Source organism: Paenibacillus oryzisoli (assembly GCF_001653565.1).
In the GTDB taxonomy this organism is placed as follows: domain Bacteria; phylum Bacillota; class Bacilli; order Paenibacillales; family NBRC-103111; genus Paenibacillus_E; species Paenibacillus_E oryzisoli.
This window is the reverse complement of the sequence record NZ_LYPB01000071.1, coordinates 84,013-109,481: the sequence shown is the minus strand read 5'-3', so window position 1 is coordinate 109,481 and position 25,469 is coordinate 84,013. Positions and strand designations below refer to the sequence as shown.

General features: G+C 45.1%; 23 protein-coding genes. 4 read left to right on the top strand and 19 right to left on the bottom strand.

Translation table 11 applies throughout. The features are described 5' to 3' along the window. Positions 1-71: 71 nt before the first annotated feature. From recJ to A8708_RS17060, 5 genes are all read right to left on the bottom strand, one after another. A complete protein-coding gene (gene recJ / locus A8708_RS17080; RefSeq protein ID WP_068665534.1) occupies positions 72-2,510 on the bottom strand; it encodes a single-stranded-DNA-specific exonuclease RecJ in 2,439 nt (812 codons plus the stop codon). 66 nt (positions 2,511-2,576) lie between these two features. Next, the gene (locus A8708_RS17075) at positions 2,577-3,527 is read right to left on the bottom strand and encodes a cation diffusion facilitator family transporter (protein WP_068665532.1); all 951 of its coding nucleotides are present in this window, start codon (positions 3,525-3,527) and stop codon (positions 2,577-2,579) included. Between the two features lie 65 nt (positions 3,528-3,592). Continuing rightward, entirely contained in the window at positions 3,593-4,519 is a 927-nt protein-coding gene (gene secF / locus A8708_RS17070; protein WP_068665530.1) for a protein translocase subunit SecF, read from the bottom strand. Further along, complete coding sequence (gene secD, locus A8708_RS17065) at positions 4,509-5,741, bottom strand: protein translocase subunit SecD (protein WP_082927592.1); 1,233 nt, start codon at positions 5,739-5,741, stop codon at positions 4,509-4,511. The genes secF and secD overlap by 11 nt, the downstream gene beginning before the upstream one ends. Positions 5,742-5,844: 103 nt before the next feature. Continuing rightward, positions 5,845-6,129, bottom strand: a complete 285-nt coding sequence (locus A8708_RS17060) for a post-transcriptional regulator (protein ID WP_239696733.1) — start codon at positions 6,127-6,129, stop codon at positions 5,845-5,847. A 204-nt stretch (positions 6,130-6,333) separates the two neighbouring features. On the opposite strand from A8708_RS17060, the gene spoVB reads away from it, so the two are divergent. Continuing rightward, positions 6,334-7,899, top strand: a complete 1,566-nt coding sequence (gene spoVB, locus A8708_RS17055) for a stage V sporulation protein B (RefSeq protein WP_068665525.1) — start codon at positions 6,334-6,336, stop codon at positions 7,897-7,899. 14 nt (positions 7,900-7,913) lie between these two features. On the opposite strand, the gene A8708_RS17050 is transcribed toward spoVB, so the two are convergent. Next, the gene (locus A8708_RS17050; protein ID WP_068665523.1) at positions 7,914-8,600 is read right to left on the bottom strand and encodes a DUF421 domain-containing protein; all 687 of its coding nucleotides are present in this window, start codon (positions 8,598-8,600) and stop codon (positions 7,914-7,916) included. Positions 8,601-8,707: 107 nt separating this feature from the next. After that, complete coding sequence (locus tag A8708_RS17045) at positions 8,708-10,036, bottom strand: ArsB/NhaD family transporter (protein WP_068665521.1); 1,329 nt, start codon at positions 10,034-10,036, stop codon at positions 8,708-8,710. Positions 10,037-10,147: 111 nt separating this feature from the next. On the opposite strand from A8708_RS17045, the gene A8708_RS17040 reads away from it, so the two are divergent. Then, positions 10,148-10,528, top strand: coding sequence for a TIGR04086 family membrane protein (locus A8708_RS17040; protein ID WP_239696732.1), 381 nt, complete (start codon positions 10,148-10,150; stop codon positions 10,526-10,528). A gap of 96 nt (positions 10,529-10,624) precedes the next feature. After that, a complete protein-coding gene (locus A8708_RS17035; RefSeq protein ID WP_068665518.1) occupies positions 10,625-11,464 on the top strand; it encodes a phosphatase PAP2 family protein in 840 nt (279 codons plus the stop codon). 61 nt (positions 11,465-11,525) lie between these two features. Here the strand turns inward: A8708_RS17035 and yajC are convergent, their stop codons facing one another. The 8 genes from yajC to A8708_RS16995 all read right to left on the bottom strand — a co-directional run bounded on the left by yajC (position 11,526) and on the right by A8708_RS16995 (position 19,474). Continuing rightward, positions 11,526-11,840 (bottom strand): preprotein translocase subunit YajC, encoded by a 315-nt coding sequence (gene yajC, locus A8708_RS17030; protein ID WP_068665516.1) that lies wholly within the window; start codon positions 11,838-11,840, stop codon positions 11,526-11,528. A 15-nt stretch (positions 11,841-11,855) separates the two neighbouring features. Then, on the bottom strand, positions 11,856-12,995 hold the full coding sequence (tgt, locus tag A8708_RS17025; RefSeq protein ID WP_068665514.1) for a tRNA guanosine(34) transglycosylase Tgt: 1,140 nt from the start codon (positions 12,993-12,995) through the stop codon (positions 11,856-11,858). Between the two features lie 49 nt (positions 12,996-13,044). Then, complete coding sequence (gene queA, locus A8708_RS17020) at positions 13,045-14,121, bottom strand: tRNA preQ1(34) S-adenosylmethionine ribosyltransferase-isomerase QueA (RefSeq protein ID WP_068665512.1); 1,077 nt, start codon at positions 14,119-14,121, stop codon at positions 13,045-13,047. Between the two features lie 9 nt (positions 14,122-14,130). Beyond that, a complete protein-coding gene (locus A8708_RS17015) occupies positions 14,131-16,341 on the bottom strand; it encodes a SpoIID/LytB domain-containing protein (RefSeq protein ID WP_068665510.1) in 2,211 nt (736 codons plus the stop codon). A 169-nt stretch (positions 16,342-16,510) separates the two neighbouring features. Then, entirely contained in the window at positions 16,511-17,518 is a 1,008-nt protein-coding gene (gene ruvB / locus A8708_RS17010; protein ID WP_068665508.1) for a Holliday junction branch migration DNA helicase RuvB, read from the bottom strand. 33 nt (positions 17,519-17,551) lie between these two features. Next, positions 17,552-18,181, bottom strand: coding sequence for a Holliday junction branch migration protein RuvA (gene ruvA, locus A8708_RS17005; protein ID WP_068665506.1), 630 nt, complete (start codon positions 18,179-18,181; stop codon positions 17,552-17,554). Continuing rightward, entirely contained in the window at positions 18,178-18,681 is a 504-nt protein-coding gene (gene ruvC, locus A8708_RS17000; RefSeq protein ID WP_068665504.1) for a crossover junction endodeoxyribonuclease RuvC, read from the bottom strand. Before ruvC ends, ruvA begins: the two co-directional genes overlap by 4 nt. 130 nt (positions 18,682-18,811) lie before the next feature. Then, complete coding sequence (locus A8708_RS16995; RefSeq protein WP_068665502.1) at positions 18,812-19,474, bottom strand: BofC C-terminal domain-containing protein; 663 nt, start codon at positions 19,472-19,474, stop codon at positions 18,812-18,814. Positions 19,475-20,110: 636 nt separating this feature from the next. On the opposite strand from A8708_RS16995, the gene sigW reads away from it, so the two are divergent. Continuing rightward, the gene (sigW, locus tag A8708_RS16990; protein ID WP_068665501.1) at positions 20,111-20,722 is read left to right on the top strand and encodes an RNA polymerase sigma factor SigW; all 612 of its coding nucleotides are present in this window, start codon (positions 20,111-20,113) and stop codon (positions 20,720-20,722) included. 64 nt (positions 20,723-20,786) lie between these two features. Here the strand turns inward: sigW and A8708_RS37000 are convergent, their stop codons facing one another. The 4 genes from A8708_RS37000 to A8708_RS16970 form a co-directional block, all read right to left on the bottom strand. Continuing rightward, on the bottom strand, positions 20,787-22,049 hold the full coding sequence (locus tag A8708_RS37000) for a LysM peptidoglycan-binding domain-containing protein (protein ID WP_068665499.1): 1,263 nt from the start codon (positions 22,047-22,049) through the stop codon (positions 20,787-20,789). Positions 22,050-22,249: 200 nt separating this feature from the next. Further along, a complete protein-coding gene (gene pheA / locus A8708_RS16980) occupies positions 22,250-23,116 on the bottom strand; it encodes a prephenate dehydratase (protein WP_068665497.1) in 867 nt (288 codons plus the stop codon). After that, positions 23,113-24,090 carry a homoserine kinase gene (thrB, locus tag A8708_RS16975; protein WP_068665495.1) on the bottom strand — a complete coding sequence of 326 codons (978 nt, stop codon included), beginning with the start codon at positions 24,088-24,090 and terminating at the stop codon, positions 23,113-23,115. The genes pheA and thrB overlap by 4 nt, the downstream gene beginning before the upstream one ends. Before the next feature lie 75 nt (positions 24,091-24,165). Then, positions 24,166-25,452, bottom strand: a complete 1,287-nt coding sequence (locus tag A8708_RS16970) for a homoserine dehydrogenase (protein ID WP_068665493.1) — start codon at positions 25,450-25,452, stop codon at positions 24,166-24,168. Between the last annotated feature and the right edge of the window lie 17 nt (positions 25,453-25,469).

The window sequence follows — 25,469 nt, the reverse complement described above, 5'->3', positions numbered from 1 at the left end:
TTTAGTAGAAAAGTAAGTATTTCACACTTTATACTTTTGCTTCGCATCTACCTTAGTAAACGCGCTCGTCCTTAGAGGACGACGGATTCGTTTATCCTGGTGTTATCAGCGATCCATTGCTCCAGCTCTTTCGCTGAAGAATACATAACAATGGCTTCAACTTCTTGACGATGCAATCGATGCTGGTACAACCGTGATGATGTTAAATCTCTTTTGGCAGGCGTGGCACTTAATGTAACCATATTATCATGTTTCACGACAAATTCTAGTTCTTCAAAAACAGATAAAATAAAATGTATCATGCCAAGTGATAATCCCGAACGTTTACTGAAAGATGTCATCATCCTGGTATCGTGCAGTTGAAGTGACTTCTCCTTCTGCAAGGTGCCATACAGCATTTTAAACATATCTCTAGAAGGCAACGTATTGCCGCTATCCTGACCTAGCTCGGCAAATACAGGATAGCACCGCATCATCCCAGTCGCCTGCTGAAGGACCGATTTCAAACTATCAAGTCGTCGAGGCATGGTGTATAAAATAACATCTTGCAACTCGTCGAACGCCACTTCGTTCGCAGCTTCATTCGCTGGCCTTAGTTGGCCCGTATCCTGTACGATCCAATACGGAACAGTATGTCCGATTCCAGCAGCCATGCCTTGATACAATACTGCATCCGCTTCATCAAAAAGCACGATTCCTGGTGAGCGCAGAGGCGCCGCTGGTCCTGCGGAGAGATTGCTCGTAAGTGTAGCAAGCTTCACATGCAATTGTCCCGTTCCACGCCAATCAAATACCTGCTTGTGGGGGATTCGCAAATCCTGCATGATAATCTGTGGCTTCCTAACCCCATTCCACTCATTAATGGAGAGCTCTCCCAAGACATCTAGCTTGGCTGACGGGGCAATTAACGCAGCCAAACTCCCTTTGCCAAAGCCTACGGCTTCAACTGTACAGCTCACTTCATCCTTAACTTGAGATAGCCCCAGCTTGAGATGCTGCTTTTCTTTGCCCATGGTTCGAATATCTTCAAGTCCTAAATCCGTAAACATGAACTTAGGCGATGGATTGCCCATGCCGAATGGTGCCAATAACTCTAGGCCCTCAATGCTTGCAATTGGAACATCTGCTAGGTTGCACGCATTATCTACCCGTAAGACTGGAACGTAGTCCTGCTCCGTCAACGTTGCCGCCGCAAGCTCATTCAATCGTAGCGCGAAGGCTTCAAGATGACCGGTCTCCAAGCTCATCCCTGCCGCTGCTTGATGACCCCCGTAGTGGTCCAGGAGATCCTTACAAGCTGTCAGCGCCTTATGTAAATCAAAGCCTGCAATCGAACGTGCAGAACCTTTGGCCATCCCCTTCTGCGGATCAATACTCAGCACAAGTGTAGGCCGATAGAATTTCTCCACAATCTTGGAGGCAACGATTCCGACGACACCAACATTCCAATTCTCTTTCGCTACGACAATGACTTTATCCAAGCCCTTCGCTCGCTGCTCCTCAGCCATCGCAAATGCTTCTTGGACCATATCCTCAACAATTTGTTGACGCTCTTTATTCAGCATATCCAATTCGAAGGCAATTTGCTCCGCTTCTTTTTCATCCGTTGTCGTTAGCAGCTTGACAGCAATATCAGCCGCTTCTAAGCGACCACTTGCATTAATCTTCGGAGCAAGCGAGAAACCGATGTGCCCTGCAGTAATCTCTTTCCGTTCAATGCCGGACACACCAATCAGTGAACGAAATCCAACATAGCTAGAATCCTGCATACGCGCAAGGCCCATCTTCACAAGCAATCGATTCTCACCTGTGAGGGGCATCAGATCGGCCACAGTTCCAAGCGCAGCGAATTCAAGAAGTTCCTCGGGGAAACGCTCCAGCAGCGCATGTGCAAGCTTAAAAGCCACACCGACACCTGCTAAGAGCTTATAGGGATACGGACAGCCTGGTTTCTTAGGATTGATTACAGCCAGGGCATCGGGCAGTATTTCTGGCGGTTCATGATGATCCGTCACAATGACATCCAACCCAATTTCTTGGCAATAGGCAATTTCTTGAAGAGCACTTATTCCCGTATCCACGGTAATAAGCAACTGAACACCTTGTTCCTTTGCCAAGTCCATCGCTGTACGATTTAATCCATAGCCTTCACGAATCCGATGCGGAATATAGGTATCAAAGTTCGCTCCTAGCCCAGTTAACAAATGCGCCATTAAAGAGGTACTGCTTACACCATCTGCATCGTAATCGCCGTAAACACGGATGAATTCGTTATTGTGCAAAGCTTTACGAATGCGCTCCACAGCTGGCAACATCCCGTCTAATAAATAGGGATCATGGAAATGATCGACGCCACCTTGCATAAATTGCCCAGCCTCTGACACACTCCGAATATCTCGAAGCACTAGAATACGGGCTACCAAGGGATCCAACTGCAGCTCACGAACCAATTCTTCTACAAGCGCCTCATCGGCATTTCCAATGTTCCATCTTGCCTTCGGTGCTAGCACTTGATAGCTCCTCCTTGGTGTTTTCCGATGAAAATCTCTGGGTACGTAATCTTCGAAAACAATGATTTAGTGTAGAACAGATGGCAGCTCACTTGCTTCCACATCCCCTTGTTTATAGGGATAACCTGCATCGTAAGGATTCACATGAATATAGACATGCGAGATATGTTGGTATTGCTTCATCAGCTGTTGTTTAATCTTCTTAGACACCTCATGCCCTTCCCAAACAGAAAGCTTAGGATTGACACTGATTGTCATATCGATGACCACATAATGCCCATGTTCTCTCGCGTTCAGGTCATCTACAGTAATCACACCGTGAATCTTTTGAACAGCATTCACATAGTCAGTTGCCTCTTCCTCGTGAAGAACTTTTTCAGTTGGTATGGATATGGTTTTGCTGACTAATGAGAATCCCATTTGACCAATAAAGAGTGCAACGATGAGTCCCGCACATGTATCTATATAAGAAAACCCCGTAAAGCCGAATGCTTGAACCAACATGGTCGAGAGAACACCTACAATGACCACAAAAGAAGAGTATATATCGGAACGGCGTCTTCGTGCACTGGCAATCCATTCCTCCGTCCCTAATTGGTTGCCAAGCCTGCTTAAGAGTTGGAACATCGCTTCCCTCGCAAGCAGCGCTATTACGAGAAGGGCAACATTCATCATGGCGGCCTCATATTTGAACTGGTTTATCACGGATTTAACCGCTATGACACCTAATTCCGCCCCAATAAGCATGATCAGGACAATCAATAGAATCGAACCCATGGATATTCGTAGATCCAATCCCCGGAAAGATGCTCTGGCCAACTGCGCACTCATCGTTCTAACTCTAGCGATGGCAGCAGCCACTACACATATTCCAGCTGCTGACTGTGCCGCAGCTGCGATCAGAGAATTACTATGTACACCAAAGCCCACTATTCCCATCCCACAAGCCAACACAGTAAGTACAAGCATTGCTGACCAAAGCGCAAATTCTGTCTTACGAAGCCCCTCTTCATTCACGTGGACATTCCCCCTGAACGGATACAAAGGCCGCGCAAAGTTCACGCGGCCGGTTATTATGGTTATTACGCTGCAGCTTTCTTTTTAGAACGCATTAACGAATTTCTTTTGAACAAATACCATAAGGAACATGCAATGAAGACGGAAGAGTAGGCACCACTCGTCAAACCGATTAACTTGGCCAAAGCGAACAACTTAATCGACTCGCTTCCGAACAAGTACAAACAACCTGCAGCGATTAACACAACGAGAACTGTATTAATGTTACGTGCCATCGTTTGCCAGATACTATCGTTAACGAGGGCAATTAAATCTGCATCTGTCTTCAGTTTAGCAAACCGTAGATTCTCACGTATCCGGTCAAAGATAACGATCTTATCATTAATGGAATAACCAATCGTGGTCAATACAGCCGCAAGGAAGGGTAGGTTCACTTCGAAGCGGAAAATCGCAAACATCGCGATAACGATGAACGCATCATGCAGGATTGCGATAATCGCAGCCAAGGCAAAACGCCATTCAAAACGGATGCTCACATACAGACAGATCAATACGCTTGAAATGGCAACAGCATACACGGCTTTCATCAATAACTCTTTAGCAAGCTGTGGATCAACTGTATTAATTTCCTTCGATACCTCTGCACTATAAGCAGTTGCAAATGCGGTCTGGATTTTGTTCACCGTCGCATCGTCTAATACGTCATCGAAACGAATTGACACTCGATCACTATTATTACCACCGATTGTAGGATCCGCATATTTCGATTTCACATCGCCGCTTGTGTTCAAACCATGTAAAATTTCTTCAACCTTCGCGCCATCCAGCTGCTTGCCGACAACAAGGTCAATATTCGTTCCTGCTTTGAAATCGACTCCGAAATTCATACTCGAGGTTAGGATAACGATTAACCCTGCGATTAGAATAACAGCCGATATAATGAAATAGATATTGCGATTTTTGACAAAATCGTACTTTTTCTTAGAGTCCACGGATGTCTGCCTCCTTTACACCGAAATAACTTGGCTTTTTCAGCAAATTACCCCGGATAATAAGATGTAACAGCCATCTGGAGAACAAAACGTTCGTTAAGATACTGATAATAATACTCATCATCGTAATAACTGCGAAACCGCGAATAGCACCGTTCCCTACATAATAAAGCACGATACCTGCGATTAAATTGGTTACGTTCGCATCCATAATCGTTCGGAAGGAATGCTTCGTCCCTGCTTTCAAGGATGAAAGAATGCTCTTGCCTGCACGAATTTCTTCGCGAATACGCTCGTATGTGATAATGTTCGCATCGACAGCCATCCCTGCGCCTAACACTAAGGCAGCAATACCAGGCAACGTCAACGTGGCATTCATAAAGTCGAAGATCGCAAGTAGTACCCAAACATAAGTAATCAAAGTGAAAGCCGCTACTAGACCTGGAACACGGTAGTACAGCACCATGAACAAGAAGATTAGGACCGAAGCGATTAACCCTGCTCTTGCTGTCTCGTGCAAGGAAGCTTTACCTAATGTAGCATCAACACGTTGTATGTATTTTTCTGTTAATTTAAGCGGCATTGCGCCTAAGTTAATCATTTTCGCTACTTTTGTCGCCTCAGCAACATTCGTTTGTGTAATAATTGCGGAGTCGCTATCGATAGGGAAATTGACCGATGCAGACGATTGCAAATCATCATCCAAATAAATGGAGAGTGTGCTTCCAGTAAGTTTAGTTGTAACTTCCTTGAACTTCTCTCTGCTCTTCATTTTAATTTCAACAATCGGTTGCTTCGTATTCGGATCGTAGCTTAATTTCGCAGCGTTCTCAACGAAGTCAGTTCCGTTCATGTACACAGTGCCATCTGGGCCTCTGAACGTCAATACAGAAGGCTTGGACATCAACGTACGAACTTCTTCTTCGTTCTCAACACCAGCAAGACGTACACGGATACGATCTGATCCTTCTGGATACACCTCTGGTTCAGCGACACCAAGGGAATCGGCACGTTTCGCAAGACTTTGTGCGGCTTCCGTAAGCGTTTCCTTCGTGAGGGGTTGTCCAGCCGTTAATGGCTCAGCGGTGTACAAAATTTCAAACCCGCCTTTTAAATCCAATCCAAGCTTAATACGGTCTACTAATCCAGGGCTCGTAACTCCAACTGCACCCAGAACAATGACGACCGTTAGAAAAAAGAACGAAATTCTTTTCCAATCCAGCATCTGTTGCTAGTCTCCCTTCAATACTCAATATGCCTATTATACTCAGGTCTGAAAAACGAGTCAATTTAAGTCGTTCCGCATAAAAAAAATAAGCCCATTCTTAGAATTGGGCTCCTCTATACATACTAATCGTCATCCAGTTCATAAATGCTGTAGATTTGAGGGATAAAATGTCATTTACGATTTGATGGATAGAAGGCAAGCCTGTTTTGCGATATTTATCGCTTACACAATCCCATATATCCTTACCAGTCACATGCTCATACCCAAGCAGAATAAACTCTTCAACTTTGCTTAAACACAAGCTTTCGATAATTTCATTCAGTTCTTCATCCGACATACCTGGCTTCTCTTCTTCACTTCCATTATCCTGTAGTTCACTCATGGGGGATCCTCCTAAAAGTTTTGCAGAAGCAAAACTATCTGCGTAAACATAAGCTAGGGTATTCGATTTTACCTGTATATTATACAGTTCGATATCCACTACGGAATTTCCTGCCAAATGCATACGTATCCACAAAATCTTAGCATGAGCTTGGCCACCTCGCGCATAGTCATAGGTATGACATTATCGGAAGAGGGTATGGCAGTGACCAAGCAGTCGTTTATAAGAGGTACAATGATCCTGCTCGCCGCGGGCATTTTGAATCGCATACTTGGCTTCATACCCCGAATGACTTTACCGCGTGTGATCGGAGCTGAAGGCATCGGCATTTATCAGATGGGATGGCCATTCCTATCCGTTATTTTAACCATCATTACTGGAGGTATTCCCGTTGCCATCTCCAAGCTCATCGCTGAAGCAGAGGCAGAGAAAAATGAAACACGGATTCGCAGCATTCTGCGCATCTCCCTTGCAATCACCCTATCTCTTAGCTTCATATTTACCGCGATCTGTCTCGTTGGGGCTTCATGGATTACGTCACATTTACTGACAGACTCCCGCGTTTACTACACATTCCTATGTATGAGTCCCATGATCCCCATTATTGGCGTCTCCGCCGTATACCGCGGTTACTTTCAAGGCAGACAAAATATGATCCCAACCGCAACATCGCAAATTATGGAAACGTTGATTCGTATTGTCATGGTTCTCGTATGTTCGTATATGATGATCCCCTATGGCATCGAATATGCAGCAGCAGGTGCAATGATTGGCGTCTTAGCAGGTGAAATTGGTGGACTAGCCGTACTGGCTATTCATTTTCGATGGGATAAGAAAGCTTCATCCAAGACTCCACTTGCTCACATTGGTACGCATAAAACTACAGGACGAGTCTCCAATCTGCGAAGAATCTTACGCATCTCCATCCCAATCACAGGAAGCAAACTCATTGGAGCTGGCTCCTACTTACTGGAGTCGATCTTAATTGCCCAGAGTTTAGCAATCGCCGGCATCACGACATCACTTGCAACTGCCCAGTACGGCGCATTACAAGGTATGATTATTCCCATCATCCTCCTACCGAGCGCGCTTACCATGTCCTTATCTGTTTCTCTCATTCCATCATTAAGTGAAGCTGCCGCCCGCAAAGATCTTAAGACGATCCATATGCGACTGCACCAATCGCTAAAGCTCGCCTTAGTGACAGGTGCCCCCTTCTCAGTCTTGATGTTTGTACTCGCTGAACCGATTTGCAAATACCTCTACAATCAGCCTGAAGTCAGCGTCATGCTTAAGATGATGGCACCGATTGCGATATTTATTTATTTTCAAGCACCGCTGCAATCTGCCCTGCAAGCTTTGAACAAGCCCGGAGCTGCGCTAATCAACACGCTAATTGGCTCAACAGTTAAGTTATTCTTAATCTATTGGTTGGCAAGCAAGCCTGAAATGGGCATACAAGGCGCTGTATTCGCTATCAACGTGAATATCGTTTTAGTTACACTTTTGCACTGGAATAGTGTCGTTCGGCTGCTCAAATTCCGGATGGAAGGAAGCAGTTTCGGGAAAATAGGCGCGTCCATGCTGCTCTCCGGTGCTGTCTGTTATATCATCATGTACACACCTTGGGTATCTGCAACTTGGATACGTTTCCTCTCCTCCTTGTTGCTAGGCCTCTTCTCTTACATCGTTTTCATCACGGTATTCCGACTTATCAGCCTCAAAGATATCAGTCGTCTGGTGACGATGGGCAAAAAAATAATTCGTTGACTGACAGCACCGACTCATCTCTTGCGATCAAGAAACATTCTGCCGCGATGATCAATCGAACAGTAGAAAATTTCTTTAAAATCCTTTGCCCCTTTTTCTTGGAGCTGATTTTTCAACCAAAACCTCGTTTGGCCGATTTTCTCTAGATTATCGTCTTGTACTTTGCCATCCATAATGAGAGGCAGCGGCAAACCTTCGTAACGTATCGCATTCTTTGATTTCGTTACTTCCGTCTCTGTCTCTTTGTCATTTTTGTCTTTCTCAACTACACTTAACTTCCCCGAAGGTTCCAGTATCGCAAATTCCACATCAGCCACGTTCATAACTTTATTTTGTCGTAATTGCAGCATCAGATCATCCAAATTATAACGATGCTTCTTCATTTCATCTCGATTAATCATTCCCTTGTTGATAAGCAAACTCGGTTTCCCGTCAAAAAGCACACGAATAGTGCGACTCTTTAACGTAATGTAGGCAATCACAACTTGAATAAGCACCAGAGTTCCCATGGGTAAAATGCCAGACATTAGCGGCTTCTTCACGTCCTCAAGCACGAATACGGCAATTTCCGCAATCATGATCGAAATGACTAGATCGAATAGTGACAGCTTGCCGATTTCCCTTTTCCCCATGATACGCAGCATGAGAAATACCACAAAATAGATAAGCACCGTACGCAAAAAAATGGTCAGAATATCCATCGCTTTCCTCCCTGATTCTCAAGCTCTAGCTTGTTCTCGGAGTTCACTGGTATTCTGACCGTGTACGTACCTCATCATGCAGATATTACGTATTCAATTGTTGGCAATTACAACAAGAATAATTTGAAATATAATGTAGAAATCAACAGCAGTACGAAACAGATCGGGGCAGCCACGATCACATACTCACTTTGTTTCAACTTCACACCATCGTGATAGGCAAAAGATGCCGCGTATAAGCTAGCTATCGAACTTACGAGTGTCACACCGCTCCCGATCGCGCTTCCAACAATCAACGCCCACCACATCGGCTGTACAGGTATGTCTACCAGCGGGTCCATCCCATCCACAATTGGCATCATCGCAGCAATGAACGGGATATTATCCATCATGGCTGTGCCAAAGCTATTCAACCATAGCAATAAAATAGAAAGGAACGAGATGCTCCCTTGGCTTAGTTCAAGACCTCGATTTGCAATGAACCCTGAAAATCCTGCATACGTTAAGCCCCCAACCATAATAAACAGTCCCAAGAAAAAGAGCCATTGTGTTTCTCTTATGTGATGCCAGACGGCACCATAATCCTTCGTTTTTATTAGCTCTTTCATATCTCTGTAATTCATGATAAGTAAAGCAAAAGCCCCCGAAGCTGCGATGTAAGCCGGACTCCATCCTAATACACCATGAAGACATAATATAAGTATGGTTAGCCCCGTAATAATACTGCTTCCTAATACGAACTCTCTATGGGGAGATAAATAGGAGCTTGGCTTTAAGCTTAGCAGCTCGCGCATATGTGCTTCTGCTGCCACCAAGCGCTTTCGATAAATCAACCACATCGTGAAGTAAACGGCAGCTAACAGTAAGCAAATCAGTGGAAACAACTTGATAAACATTTCCCCCGCTGATATGTGTCCTGAAGCACCAAGCATACGGCTAGGTATATTCCCCATAATCGTTGCTGCTCCACCAATATGTACTGATAACAATACTGAGATTAGAAATGGGGCTGGCAGCAACCTCATTTTTTTGGATGCAATAATGATGAATGGAATGATAACAACGACAGCCATTAAACTGTCCAGTAGTGCGGAAATTAGCGCTGCGATCAGAGAAAGACTGATAATGAGTGTCAATGCTCGCATGCGATATTTTCGAACAATGGCACTAACTACATAGGTGATAATACCTGTTTTCTGAAAAATGCTAGAAATAATGAAAAGACTCACGAGATAGATTAAAATTGGCCAACTTGCGAAAGTTGTAAATGCTTTGGAGAACGGCACAATGCCTAATATCAACATTAAACTAGCCCCAGCAAGCGCGGTATACATACGATCCCATTTTTCTATCAATATGCAAACGTAAGCAGCTGCAAAAATAAGCAGGGCAGCTATGGCTTGCCACAATACTGGACCTTGAGAGAATTCAGTCATAAATATTCACACTCCTTTGATCTATAGTTTGTACTAATTCTATGTGCTTGGCCATACAATGATGTTAATGAAGCGTTCGAATATAGGAAAGGAATGATGTCTGTGAACCCTATGAAAACGGTCAGTCCCATTCGAATCTCATCACCATTATTTTCAGGACTACTCTATTCATTTAGTATGATGACCATTGGAACGATTGTGACCTCTTTGTTTTTGCTTTTAACCAGCACACAAGAAAGCTCCTTACACACATTAACAACCATTATCCATGCAGTCTCCTTATTTATTGGAGGATGGGTCTCAGGCAAACGGGCCGGTAACCGCGGCTGGTATCACGGGGGTATGGTCGGCATCTTCTATTTCATTCTCATTTTCTTAGTCGGTTTTCTGGCATTCGATGCAGGGTTGAATCTTCAGTCCCTCCAGTTGCTTGGCATTTTATTCGCATCTGGGGCGCTCGGCGGCATACTTGGTGTAAATACTCAGAAATAAGTCTTTTCCGTGAAGATTGCACTTCCCCCCCGTTGAATGTGGTATAATGTCATAGTTATTGCCGCACAAAACTTCCAATATATAGGGGGATACAACTTGAGCCCTTTTCAATCTATGACGCATGCGACAGTTTATATTGTACTAACAATTTTCGCTTTTGTAATTATTGCAACGCGAAAGAGCCCATACACCATTGCTAGCTCCTTAGTTCATGAAATATTTACATCACGTAAGTTCCTGTTTCACTTTATCGCTTTGCTCATGATTCTCATGTTTAACAAGATGGAAATGGCCATCGAGAAGGGCATGCAGTACAAAGCTGATTTCACGAAATCGATCTACGGCATCGAAGGTGACTTTGTCGCAACGATCCAGAACTTTTTTCATAATGATATCCTTACGGTCGTATGTAGTTATTTCTATGTTATTATCTTCCCATCAATTATGATTACTTCAATTGCTATTTACACCTACCAGAAGAATCATAAACTTTTCTATGCCGTCTGTTATGCGTTGATGTTCAATTATATGATAGCCATCCCGTTTTACCTCTTTTTTCCAGTTAATGAAGTATGGTTTTTCCACCCAAAAGTTGATCTACTCATTTTAGATGTGTTCCCAACCTTCGAGCAAGATTACAGACCTTTATCAGGACTCGACAATTGCTTCCCAAGTTTGCACACATCCATCTCAGTTTCAATGGCGGTTATCGCTGTAAAAAGCCGGAACATGTTTTGGAAAATTTTCGTTCCCTGCTCAGCAGCCTTTATTATTTTCACAATCTTCTATCTAGGTATTCACTGGTTGTCCGATATGTGTGCTGGTGTTGTGCTCGGTGTCGTCGCTGCTCGAATGGGTCTACGAATTGCTGAAGGTCGACTAATCCTTGGTGAGCGTGCACTCCTTAAGCGGCCAGTAAAGAATAACGAATATTAATATCAAGTAAATAAGCAAATAAAAAGCGAGAGCCTATTATAGGACCTCGCTTTTTGTATGCTTACTCTTTCGTTGCTTGCGTTTGTGCAACTGCATTAACCGCCGAGCGATCAAAAGTCATTTTCGTAGCATCGTTTACGCGAAGTACGCAAATGTCATCTGTGATTTCTACAATCGTGCCGTGAAGCCCGCCAATCGTAACAACCTTATCCCCTTTTTTCAATCCTCCGAGCATTTGACTACGTGTTTTCTGTCTTTTTTGCTGTGGACGAATAAGTAAGAAGTACAAAACTACGAACATGAGCACCAACGGCCCGTATGTATACAAATATCCTACTGCACCTGTGCTTGCAGCATCTTCTGCCAATAGAAACATAGGTATCCTCCTCTCTTAAAATCCTCTTTCATTATCATTCAGCCCGTAAGCGGCAAAGAAGGTATCTCGGAAATCAAGTAAGCGATCTTCCTTAATGGCTTCTCTAACTTCACGCATAAGCTGTAGTAGAAAGTGAAGGTTATGAATCGTCGTCAAACGAATACCGAAAGTTTCATCCGCTTTGATGAGATGTCGAATATAGGCGCGACTGTAATTCGTACATGTATAACAAGAACATTTGGCATCAAGCGGCCCGAAGTCCGTTGCATATTTGGCATTACGAATAACTAGACGACCTGAGCTTGTCATACAAGTCCCGTTTCTAGCAATCCGCGTCGGCAATACACAATCAAACATATCAATGCCTCGGATAGCGCCTTCAATCAAAGCGTCCGGCGAGCCAACCCCCATCAAATAACGAGGTTTATTCGCAGGCATAAGTGGTGTCGTATAATCTAACACTTCATACATCAAGTGCTTAGGCTCACCTACACTCAGTCCACCAATAGCATACCCCGGGAAATCCATGGAAGTCAACTGCTCCGCACTGAGCTTGCGCAGATCTTCATGCATGCCGCCTTGGATAATCGCAAACAACCCTTGATCCTGTGGTCTAGCATGACTTTGCAGGCAGCGCTCCGCCCACCGCGTCGTCCGTTCCAAGGATTTCTTCACGTAATCGTACTCCGCTGGAAACGGCGGACATTCATCGAAAGCCATCATGATATCTGAACCAAGTGCGTTCTGGATTTCCATCGCCTTCTCTGGTGATAGGAATAACTTATCACCATTCAAATGAGATTTGAATGTGACGCCCTCTTCCGTAATTTTACGCATATTGCTTAGGCTAAACACTTGAAAGCCACCACTGTCCGTCAGAATGGGACGATCCCAATTCATGAACTTGTGCAGTCCGCCAGCTTCTTTTACAATCTCATGTCCAGGGCGAATGAATAAGTGGTACGTGTTGCTTAAAATAATTTGCGCGTCCATCGTTTTCAATTCTTCTGGACTCATTGTTTTTACCGTGGCCTGCGTACCTACAGGCATAAATGCCGGGGTTTCGATAACGCCATGCGGCGTGTGAACGCGGCCTAAGCGAGCGCCGGATTGTTTACAAGTTTTGATCGGTTCATACGTTACTGCTGCTGTCATGATATCCACTTCCTATTCTAGGCTTGCTCTTCTCGGTTAATTGCATGATTTAATAAATCAACATGGCATCGCCGAAGCTGAAGAATCGGTACTCTTCTTTCACAGCTTCTTCGTAGGCTCGCATAATATTGGCCTTACCAGCAAGTGCACTTATAAGCATAAGCAATGTGGACTTGGGCAGGTGAAAATTCGTTAATAACACGTCTACAACACCAAACGAGTAGCCAGGGTAAATGAAAATCGACGTCCAACCTTGGGAAGGCTGAATGCGTAGAGGCTGACCTTCTTGGTACCCAGATTGCTCACGGCTCAATCCTGCTGCTGTCTCCAACGTACGTGCAGAAGTCGTACCGACAGCAATAACACGTTTGCCCGCTGATTTCGTCTCATTAATTAAGGCAGCCGTTTCTTCGGACAAAATGTAAAACTCAGCATGCATTTGGTGATCTTCGATCTTATCTACGGATACAGGTCGGAACGTACCTAGACCTACATGCAACGTAACGAAGGCTAGTCGGACACCCCTATCCTTCAATCTTTCCAAATATTCTGCCGTAAAGTGCAATCCTGCCGTTGGGGCCGCAGATGAGCCTTCATGCTTCGCATAGACTGTTTGATATCGTTCCCGTTCGGATAGCTGCTCCTTGATATAAGGCGGAAGCGGCATCTCGCCTAATTGATCCAGGATCTCATTGAAAATTCCCTTGTACCGGAATTGCAGAATGCGAGCTCCCATGTCGCCTACTTCAACGACTTCCGCAGTTAGTAGAGGCTCGCCACCCTCATTAGATGAACCGAATACCGCAACAGCGCCGAGCTGCATGCGTTTCCCTGGCTTGACTAGCGCTTCCCATCGATCCTCGCCTAGTGGCTTTAATAGCAATATCTCCACTTTGGCGCCCGTGTCTTTCTTCATACCAAAAAGCCGTGCTGGAATGACTCGTGTATCGTTCATTACGAGTAAGTCCCCGGCTTCTACATAAGCGATCAGATCTTCAAATGTACGATGAGCAGTTTCGCCTGTCTCTTTGTTTAAGGTAAGCAATCTAGACGCCGTGCGTTCTAGCAGCGGCGTCTGGGCTATCAAAGATTCAGGTAATTCAAAATCAAATGCTTGTACTTCCATGTTAGTTATTCATTCCTTCGTTATGTTGACCCCAGTAAAGTACGTCTGAAGTATTTTTTTGTAATCATAGCCCTTCTCTGCAAAGCCCTTTGCACCCCATTGCGACATGCCAACACCATGACCAAATCCTTTTCCGCGGAAAATAATCTGGTTTCCTTGTAGGGCGGTTGACCCCTTAGGTGGGATGCTAGATCCAACTGTTCCCGTCACCGCGGGCTTGCTTAAGCCCGTACTGCTTAGCGTCATTAGCTCCGTTTTCTTCACAGCCGTAGGCTGCGTTTGTTTCCCAGCCAACACATAAACGCTATCTGATGATGAAGAGCTCGTAACGACCCCAGAGCCGCTCAAAATCGCAATGTTGGCAACGCTCGTAGCAGATGAGCTAGTACCAGTATAACTGCCTGCTCCTTCTATTTCAAACAGCGTGCTCGGTAAACCGCCAAGTAAGCCTCGAATAGCGTCGGGATTGTCCACTTTGACGATAACGCCGTTCGCTTTCAACTCAATCGCACGCCCCGATGGACCTCTCTTGGAAATTTCAAGTGAGGTTAGCTCCCCGTTGATATTTATCTTAGCGGCTTCGAGCTTACTCTTAATTTCACTTAAGGTATACGGACCTCGTATCCATGAGTAGGCATTCGATTCTCTTTCTTGACCAAGAATGACGACTTTCTCCTTGGTTGCCAGTTTAGCTATACTAGGATTCGCTAAGTTATCCACATATGGTGCTAAGCGCACGTTGACATCTGATTCTGTTGCTTCGTAGATGGCTTTACCCGCCTTGTCCTTCTGCCCGCTATCCTTCACATACATACTATGTACAAAACCAATTCGGCCGTCTGCTAGTTGAATCTGATACCAGATAGCTTTGCCCTGTTCAGCACCTTCATCTGGACTTGCAACACTGCGCAAATAGTCAACCGAGTTGCCCCAAGCTTCTGTAGAATCTGCTGTTATTCCACCCGCATTAGAAGCAAAAACTGGTGTTATCAAGCCTCGCATGTTCGTAATCACTTCATCCTTTGTCGCATCAACTGCTTGGTTACCAGCTGTAAATTCTTTGTCCAAACCATAGTAGGCCTGTTCAAGCGTTGTATCCGTTACTTGCGCAATCTCATACTTGTTCCCTTGAACGATGGCATAAGTACGCGCTGCTACAGCTTGTGCTTTCAGTGCTTCTGATGGCCATTGCGAGTTAAGCTCTGCACCGATAACCCCATATAAATATTGATCCATAGGAAGTTCATTGACCAACGCCAGTCGATCATGATAGGTGCTTACTTCCATGTCGCCACGGAATTTGCGGTCCATACGTTCTTTCACCGCGATGCCCTGCTTCTTAGGATGTATCACCGTTTTCTGCTCTCCGACAGCTGTCACATAATGGGCTACAGCAACAGTAGGACTGGCCGAACTTGTTACGTCTGATCTGCGGATCAAGTAGGGGGATTTCGTATTCGCTGGTTGAAGAGGTGTATTAGGTACAGCCTTTAAAGCAGCTTGCTTCACGAGGTCAAGCTTGGCATCCGTTGCTTCGCTCCCTAACCAGACACTATAGGCCACATTGCCAGCCCCATTCTCCTGTAAAACCAGATCAGCTTGGATACCAGCCCCCGTGTACACGGCGATCTGCTGCTGGGCTGTTGCCTCTGAGTCATACATTCCCGCACTCAAGTGGAGGGGACCGCTAGGCACAGGAGGGGCTGATTTCGTCAATGCCGCTACTGTGGCGTCCTTTAAAGCTGTGGCTGCCGCACTTTCGGCTTCCCCCTTCGTAGGCAGATTCCCGTAATACACTTGGTAGACCATTTTGCCCAGCTTCATACGACTTAACACGAAACTTTCTTCTGCCATTACTGCGAGTTTGCCGTTCAAGGTCCTAGCCGTCGTGTAGTCTGATGTCTCTAGCATCATCATACTGTATTGATCTAGTGACATCCGAATCGTAGCATCCGAAATGGAAGCCCATGTCTTCGATTCCGTGTTCGCTGAACCACGCACACCAATTTCGAATCCACCTGGGGAGGTGAGCGAAACTAGTGGTTCAATCTTTTTATATTTGACCGCATTAATAACTAGGGCAACACGAATCTGATCCAAGTGTTTAATGCCGTCGGCATTCGCTTCGGATCCCCCATATAAACTAGCTGTAAATGTTATTGCCGCTGCCGTTATGATGGCAATTCGCTTGGGGCTGACTAGCCTATGTCTTCCAAACATAAAGGTATCGTATCCTTTCTTACACTATCATCTAGTAATGTAGACTCTAGTAAGAGACAGAAGTTTTGTTTATTCGCTGAAAAAAGACAAAAAAAGCTCTTGCCCGCCCTTCCAGCAGCGGCAAAAGCTTCTTAAATCGTCAATTCATGTTGGCCGTACAAGGCCTTATTTATCGTTGCTCCGGTACGGGTAAACCCAGATGGTGGTACGCTTGCGGCGTCACGATCCGCCCTCTTGGTGTACGCTGCATAAAACCAATTTGAAGCAAATACGGCTCGTAAACATCTTCAATAGTTTGGCTTTCCTCACCGATGGTTGCTGCGATGGTTTCAAGCCCTACAGGGCCCCCTTGGAAGCTCTGAATAATTGCCCGCAGCATCTTATGGTCGATTTCATCTAATCCCAAATCATCCACTTGCAGAAGTCTTAGCGACTCCTTAGCAAGCTCCATGGTGATGATGCCGTCGCCTCTCACCTGGGCAAAATCACGCACCCGCTTCAGCAATCGGTTCGCGATACGCGGAGTCCCGCGTGAACGCATACCGATCTCGCGCGCAGCATCACCAACGATGCCGACCTGCAAGATGTCGGCTGTCCGGCTGACGATGTAGCTCAGCTCATCGACCGTGTAGAACTCCAACCGACTGACGACCCCGAAACGGTCGCGCAGCGGCGCAGAGAGCAGCCCAACGCGTGTCGTGGCGCCTATCAAGGTAAATGGCGGCAAGTCGAGACGCACAGAGCGTGCGCTTGGCCCCTTGCCGATAATAATATCAAGGGCAAAGTCCTCCATCGCTGGGTACAGCACCTCTTCCACCGTTCGGTGGAGTCGGTGAATCTCATCGATGAAGAGCACATCTCCCTCCTGCAGATTCGTCAGGATGGCAGCTAGATCGCCAGGCCGCTCAATCGCCGGCCCGGAGGTTGTTCGAATATTCACGCCAAGTTCATTGGCGATAATGTTGGACAGCGTTGTTTTCCCGAGTCCAGGCGGTCCATACAGAAGTACATGATCCAGAGCTTCTTTCCTCATTTTGGCAGCTTCAATATAGATCTTGAGGTTCTCCTTCGCCTGTTTCTGGCCAATGTATTCAGCCAAAAACCGTGGACGCAGACTATACTCGACCACATTGTCTTCCATCATAAAATTAGCCGATATGATCCGCTCATTGTCCATGGTGTCCCTCCTTTCTAGGCACGTTCAGTTCCTTTACATGGTAAATAACGCTTGCAAAGCAAGCTTCACCAGCACGTCTACAGAATCCGATGGTCCTGCTTTTGGTTTCACTTGCAGCCAAGCACGATCCACTTCCGCTTCCGTATAGCCAAGTGTCATCAACGCTTCCTTCGCTTCGCTCCAAGGCAGTCCGCCTTCTGTTAATTGCGCCGATCCAACGACACTTAATGCAACAGCAGCCTCAGGGCTAGAGAAGCTCACAGAGCCTAGTTTATCTTTCAGATCTAAGACGATGCGCTGCGCTGTTTTCTTGCCGATTCCAGGCAGTTTCGTTAGGAATGCCAAATTCTCTTGGCTAATAGCTAGAATCACTGCTTCTGGTCTACCGCCAGCTGCTAGAATACCTAGCGCAACTTTGGGGCCAATACCGCTGACATCCAGCAATAAACGGAATAAGGACTGTTCATCGCGCGTTACAAAGCCAAACAGAAGATGCGCATCTTCCCGCACATGATAGTGGATGAACATCGTGACGTCTTCATTCTCTTTGTGTGAAAGCGCATAGGGGTTCGGGCAGAACACACGATAGCCCACCCCATTCACATCGAGAACCGCATACTCACTTTCACGGTGTGCAACTTTACCTCGTAAGAAATCTATCATCTTTTTCTAACCTCATTTATCCTAGATTGAAGTGATGAAGAATGAGCATGACAAATAGCGATGGCGAGCGCATCAGCTACATCATCTGGTTTCGGTACTTGGGATAATTTCAACAAAATCTTGACCATTTCCTGTACTTGTTTCTTCTCTGCATTTCCATACCCTACAACGGCTTGTTTGACTTGAAGCGGTGTATATTCAGCAATCGGCAAACCAGCCTGCACACCTGCAAGGATCATCACGCCTCGTGCCTGACCTACGGTAAATGCCGTGGTTACATTTCGATTAAAGAACAATTTCTCAATGGACATCACATCTGGTTTATATTTCTCTATCAATTGTACTGTAGCGTCATAGACATCTTTCAGTCGGATACCTGGATCCGTATGTGCTTCCGTTTGAATCGAACCATATTGTACCGGAACTAGTTTACTACCGATTTTATCAATAAAGCCAAAGCCTACGATCGCGATCCCTGGATCAATCCCTAGAATACGCAAAGTGTTTCTCTCCCATCTAAAAAAAGCGAACATATGTAGTCATTTCCATTATAGCAGAGAATGAAAAAAAGAGATAGACTCGGGAATTCCCCGAACTATCTCTTGATCTTTATATATGGTATTGTTTGAACTAAGGACGTGACATTGCACCTTCCGTGACTTCTATGGCATAATCGCTGAACGTAGATAATACGCTATTATACTCCTCTATATCAGTAACTCGAATTCCTTCATGGAGTTGTGCCACTGTATCTCTTGGCAAACTGCTTTCTAACTGCTGAATATTGAGTTGGAAAAAGGTGCGAATAATGTGATTGTTTGCAGGAGTTCCATTGAATAACGACAAATTGCTGCTGCCGTCTATCCCGAACACTGCCTTTTCCTTGCAGTCTGGAGATAAATCTTCAATATTTTCCGTAAACACAACATCGCCATTCTCTTGTATACTTAACTGCCAACTTGGGTGTTGTTTCTGCAGTGAAAGTAATTCTTGTGACGTATGCGAACCCAATTGACTGCGTTCTTCGCCACAAACATAGGACTTAAGCAAATAGCTTTCTCTGCGGTCCGAGATGGTTTGCAGTAATTTCGTTGCTTCCTGAAGACGCACATCCTTCTCTGGTGTTAAAACAGCAAGGGTCGCGCGAGTAGCAACTTTCGGATTGTAAGGTGCATCATCGCCAAATAAGGACCAGGTAACAGCAGCAACCAGAACGAATATTCCTAAGGTCAACCAACTTCGCTTCCAGCGTAGTCTCTTCTTCAATTGCTTCAAGAACCGATGTACAGTCACGATATCCCCTTCTTCTTGTTTTTTCGTATTGTTTCCATTTGCAAGAAGCACTATACATCATTTACCATAGTAGTGAATGAAGATACGAAACCAATCAAAATAAACGGCTACGCCGTCCTTCTAGGACAGGAGCGTTTATCCAAAAATATAGCACATGTAGTATGTGAAACATTACCTTCTCATATTTCAAGACGGATGGTGAATGAACCATGAATGGAAGAAAACCAATCAAACGCACAACCCTCCTGATTATCGGCGTCGTTATCTTGTGGGGCTGTGTAGCCTTATGGAACGAAGTTCATAAGATTGGAACAGGCACCTCAAGTACGAATACAACCACTGTCTCTCATTCAAATCCAAGTCCACGTAGCTAGTCGTCAAAGATCCCTAAGAAGAGAGACATTGACTTCGACTAAGATCCCTATAAATTGTCACGAAACTTACAAAATTTCGGTAACAATTGGTTATAATTGAGCTCGCGCGCTCATTTGAATTTGACTGTAGCCACAGAAATGATATAGTCAAAGATAGGATAAAAACTCTCATAGGCATACAGGAATGACGATATATATGTTATAAGCAAATGAGACTGGTTTACACCTTTTTCTAAACGACAACTCTAAGGAGGGAAACATCATGAATGTGGCAGAACTTCAATTAATTCAATTATCCAGACGAGGCGATCGCAACGCTTTCGTGGAGTTAGTCGAGCTCTATCGTAGCAAAATTCAAAAGCTCGCGTTTCGGATGCTGCATAACCGTCCTGATTCCGAGGATATTGTACAAGAAACCTTTATCCGCGTGTATTTGAACTTAAACCACTTTGATGAAAGCCAGAATTTCTCAACCTGGATTTATCGGATCGGAAAAAATGTTGCCATCGATTTGCTGCGTAAAAAGAGACCTGTTCAATCCCTTGATGCGGAGCTAAATGATTTTGATGATGATTACAGCTACTACAGTAAGCTTGCCAGTCAAGATCAATCGCCGGAACATGCCGTTCTTCAAACAGAAATTCAAGAGCATATGCACGCTTCCATCAACAAATTAGGGGACAAATATAAAGGGATTATTACGCTGTACTATCTAGAGGAGCTTTCTCTTCAAGAAATTAGTGAGCGCCTGAATCTGCCAATTACAACTGTGAAAACTCGTTTGCACCGGGGCCGTGAGCTTCTTCGGAAGAAATGGGGAATGAATTTCGTTATTGGTTTAATGACTTTCTTCACATTAGGCATGATCGCTTAATAGCATATACCAAAAGCCTCAAACCACGATATAGTTCGTGATTTGAGGCTTATTTTTTTGAAACTCAGAAATTAATCCAAGGGCCGTTTGACTTGCTCGGCTCCTGTCTCTCGATGCCCCGTTGTTGTTGCTGCAAGAACGCACTCAACGATGAGGCTCCTGATAATTTAACTTTGCGAGCTGTTCGGCTTCCGCTTGTTTTGGGTTTAGCTGACTTGTGCTTATCCCGAATGTCGATGTCAATTTCCGCAACTGTATCCGTGACCTTCTTCAGTTCATGCGTATGAACTTGCGGCAACAGAGAGGATTCTTCATATGGAGCGTGCTGAGCAAACTGTCCTTGACCCGCATACGGAATACCATAGGGATCATGCTGGAACGCATAGTGTTGCGCCATCGGGTGATCATACGGCATCGGAGGCGGATAAAAAGCAGGCATTGCATGCATCTCCTGTGGCACTTGATCCCAAGGGTTCCCCATAGGAACATTGGCATAATGCGCTGGATAGTTCATCCAAGGCTGCTCATTCATCGAAGGTCCACCACATCCGCAGCCTTCATCCAAGATAGTAACTGGAGCTACCATCGTTGGGAGCTGTTCACACGGCTCTTCCTGATAAGGAGGATAAACCGGAAGCGTCGTAGCTTCATGCTGCTGCTCGGGGTAGGCAAAGACCTCCGTGGCTGTAATATGAAATTGCTGGAACGGATGTACCGCTTGCCCATAGGGTTGATCAAGTTCATGATCTTCCATGACCGGGGCCGGAATAACCGGCATATGCTGCGTTATTTGTGGTAGGGATGGAACCGTTTCCCCCGTAGATAACGGAGGTGCTTCAACGACAGGTTGTTGTGGGCTCGCGATAATTGGTTGTTGGTACGCATCGGTTGGCGGCATTGGCTGCGTTATAGGCATGGGAGCAAACGGTTCTGTGCTGAGTTTTGATGTATGATGAGGCATATGATGCTGGTTGTTATGCGTATGCCCATGCTGCATTTTCGGGACGAAAACAACATCCCCTGTCATAAGTACATTAGGATTCTTTAAGTGTGCATTCGCTTTAATCATCGCTTGCAGTGGTACATCCCAGGCTTTCCCCAGTTTCCACAAACTATCACCTTGTTGTACAACATGCTTATAAACAAAATCAGATGGAGCTGGTTCAGCCGGTTTAACGGTAGATGGAATTTTCACTTTCATCCCGACATCAATCTGATTAGGATCAGCTATTTGCGGATTAAGTGCAATAATCTGGTCTAGTGTAGTGTGATATTTTTTCGCGAGCTCGTACAGGGTATCGCCTTTTTTGACAATATGGATTTTCAAAACCCTACCTCCTTTAAGTCTTCTTCTGAAAACTGACTTCGTATGCATCTCCTTCGCGTTTCTCAAACATTCGCCAGAAACTTGGCCGCGTCAGCATTCGCATATTTACAATCATGATAGTACAGTTTATGCACGTTCCTAGGCTTTTGCCCCTATCGAACAAAAAAAATCCCTCGCGTCATAAACGCAAGGGATTTCCCTTAAGATCCAATATACGGATAGCTTGGATAACAACCTAGAATACGAACCTGACAGCCAATCGCTTCGATCTCTTGAATAGCTGCAGGCAGAAGAATGGAGTCCATCGTCCCCACAATATCAATATAGAAATAATAAATGCCAAGTTTCTTCTTCGTTGGTTTCGATTCAATCTTCGAAAGATTGATTCTTCGCCATGCAAATGCGGATAGCACTTGGTGCAGGGCACCAGGATAATCTTCTGGCAGTGTAACCAGAATCGTCGTCTTCATAACTTCCGAAGGCATCAACTCCGAAGCTTCTTTACCGACAAGCAAGAAGCGAGTCATGTTATCCTTGTGATCTTGAATCTCTCGTTGTAACATAGGTACGTCATAATTCGCGGAGGCAATCGCAGTCCCAATCGCTGCAACCGTCGGATCCTGAAGTTCGGATACAATGCGAACCCCTTCAGCCGTGGAGCTCACTTGTTCAAACTCGGCCCCGCGCAAATATTGCTTCATGAATTGGTTGCACTGTGCAGGCACAACTTGATGCGACAATACCTTACGAATATGAAGGTATGGATTCGCTGGATTAACGTCTGTATTTGGATTGGGGTAGCCAATCAAATTCATATCGATTGGAAATACCCATTCTGCTCGAATCGGAAGGTCAACTTCATGCACAAGCCAATCCACATGGAGATGTACAGAACCTTCTAGCGTATTCTCAATGGGAATCACACTTAAATCCGTTTCACCTGATGCAGTTGCATTGAATACCTCAGAGATCAACTTATAGGAAACATACGTAAAATTCTCACCTAGAAAGTGACGTGTTGCTTCCTCCGAGAACGTGCTCGGTCCAAGAATGGCAACTCGCTTCATGCCAGCACCTCATTTTCCACTAAAGAGAGGAGACTCGCATCTTCGCTTCGAAGAATCGTGGTAGTCACGCCCTCTTGGCTCGGCTTCAGCCAAAGTAGCTGAGCATCAATGCCTTCCTTTGCCAACGTCTCATGAAGGAACTTCTCTAGCTCTGGCTTCTTCTCACTACGTGCATCAACCAGCGCTAACATGGTAGGTCCTGCCCCGCTCAAAGCAACACCAAGTGCGCCATGGTCTTCACATTCATTCAATAATGTCTTCATGCCAGGGATAAGCGCCGCGCGATAAGGCTGATGTAATCTGTCTTTCATGGCAAGACGAATCATCTCGAGATTGCCCGTGCTCAAAGCAGCAACAAGCAACGAGGAGTGACTAAGATTGAACACCGCATCTTTCATAGTTACATGCTGCGGCATAACGCCTCTCGCCTTTTCTGTCGATAACTGGAAGGCGGGTATCGCCACCAGCACATCCAGGTTCTGATGGGGCTCAATCCGTATGGATTCTGCCCTCACTTCATCCCAGAACGCTACGACGATGCCACCATATAGGCTTGCGCCCACATTGTCTGGGTGCTTCTCTAGACGCGAAGCAATTTGGAATAGTTCATAGGTTGAGAATCTGTTCCCGATAAGCGCATTCGCACCTGCAAGTGCTCCTACGATTGCTGAAGCGCTGCTTCCTAAACCACGCGTAAGTGGAATTTCACTATACATGGAAATCTCAAGTTCCGGATGCGAAACGCCCGCTTTATCAAACACCATTTGAGCTACCTTATAGATTAAATTCGATTTATCCGTAGGAATTCCGCTCATCTGATCGCCAATCAATTGAATTCTTGTCTGATCAGAGATCGCCATATCAATCCAAGCATATAAGTTCAAGGCCATCCCTAAGGAGTCAAAGCCGGGACCTAAATTCGCTGTACTTGCCGGTACTTTCACCCTTACCTTTTGTTCTGTCTTGTAGCTCATTTCGAAATTGCGCCTCGCTTCTCCTTAAAATAAACGTCTAACGCACTCCCCCTAGGACGAGTGCGTTACCGATTTCTAACCTTCTACACGATATACGCTCTTAATCGCATGGATAACATCCATGGATTCGAATTGATTCAATACATTTTTCATGCTCGCTTGGTTCGCATCATGAGTAATAATGATGATTTCCGCTTTCGGGTTCGATTGATTCGGATGTTGGAAGACGGATTCCAAACTAACCTCATGCTCTGCAAATATTTGTGTTATTTGTGCAAGCACACCTGCTTTGTCTTCAACATGAAGCAAGATGAAGTTTTTGGAAGCGATTTGCTCATCCGTTTTAAGCTTCTTCTCTTTGTAAGGAGCTTGTACCGTACGTCCATTAATGCCTAATTTCAAATTGCGTACAACAGCCACTAAATCGGCTACAACGGAAGTTGCCGTAGGTAGTTCACCTGCACCCGCACCATAGAACATCGTTTCACCAACTGCTTCGCCCGTCACATAGACTGCGTTGAATACGCCATTTACGGAAGCTAGAGGATGCGAGTTTTTGACCATCGTTGGTTGAACGCTGACGGAGATATGGCCGTCATGATTCTCAGCGATACCAAGCAATTTGACTTCATACCCCAGCTTCTTACCGTACTGGATATCTTCCTTCGTTACCTTGGAAATCCCTTTCGCTGACACATCGCTCAAAGCGACATTGGCATGAAAACCAAGCGTCGATAAGATTGTCATTTTGCGAGCTGCATCTAAGCCCTCAACATCTGAAGTAGGGTCTGCTTCTGCATAACCTAGTTCTTGCGCTTCTTTCAACACATCGGCATACGCAGCGCCTTCTTGACTCATTTTAGTCAAAATATAGTTCGTCGTGCCGTTCACAATTCCCATGATCTTCGTTATCCGATCTGAGGAGAAGCCTTCCACGAGCGCACGAATAATCGGAATTCCGCCAGCAACACTCGCTTCATAAAAAACATCGCAATTATTCTCAGCAGCTTTGGCCAAAATCTCAGCACCATGCATCGCCATTAGATCCTTATTCGCGGTAATAATGTGCTTGCCATTCCCAAGTGCTGTTAGGATATGGGCTTTCGTTGCTTCAATGCCCCCCATGACCTCAACAACGATATCAATGTCGCTATCACCAATTACGTCCCAGACGTTCTCTGTTAACTTATCCACATCAACAGAAATGTTACGATGTTTGGATTTATCTTGTACAAGAATTTTTGCAATTTCAATAACTGAACCTGTTTGACGTTGCAAATCTTCTTGATGACCCTCAACAATACGCACTACACCTGTTCCTACAGTACCTAATCCTAATAAACCAACCTTGATGGGTTTCATTTCATTACCTCCTGTAT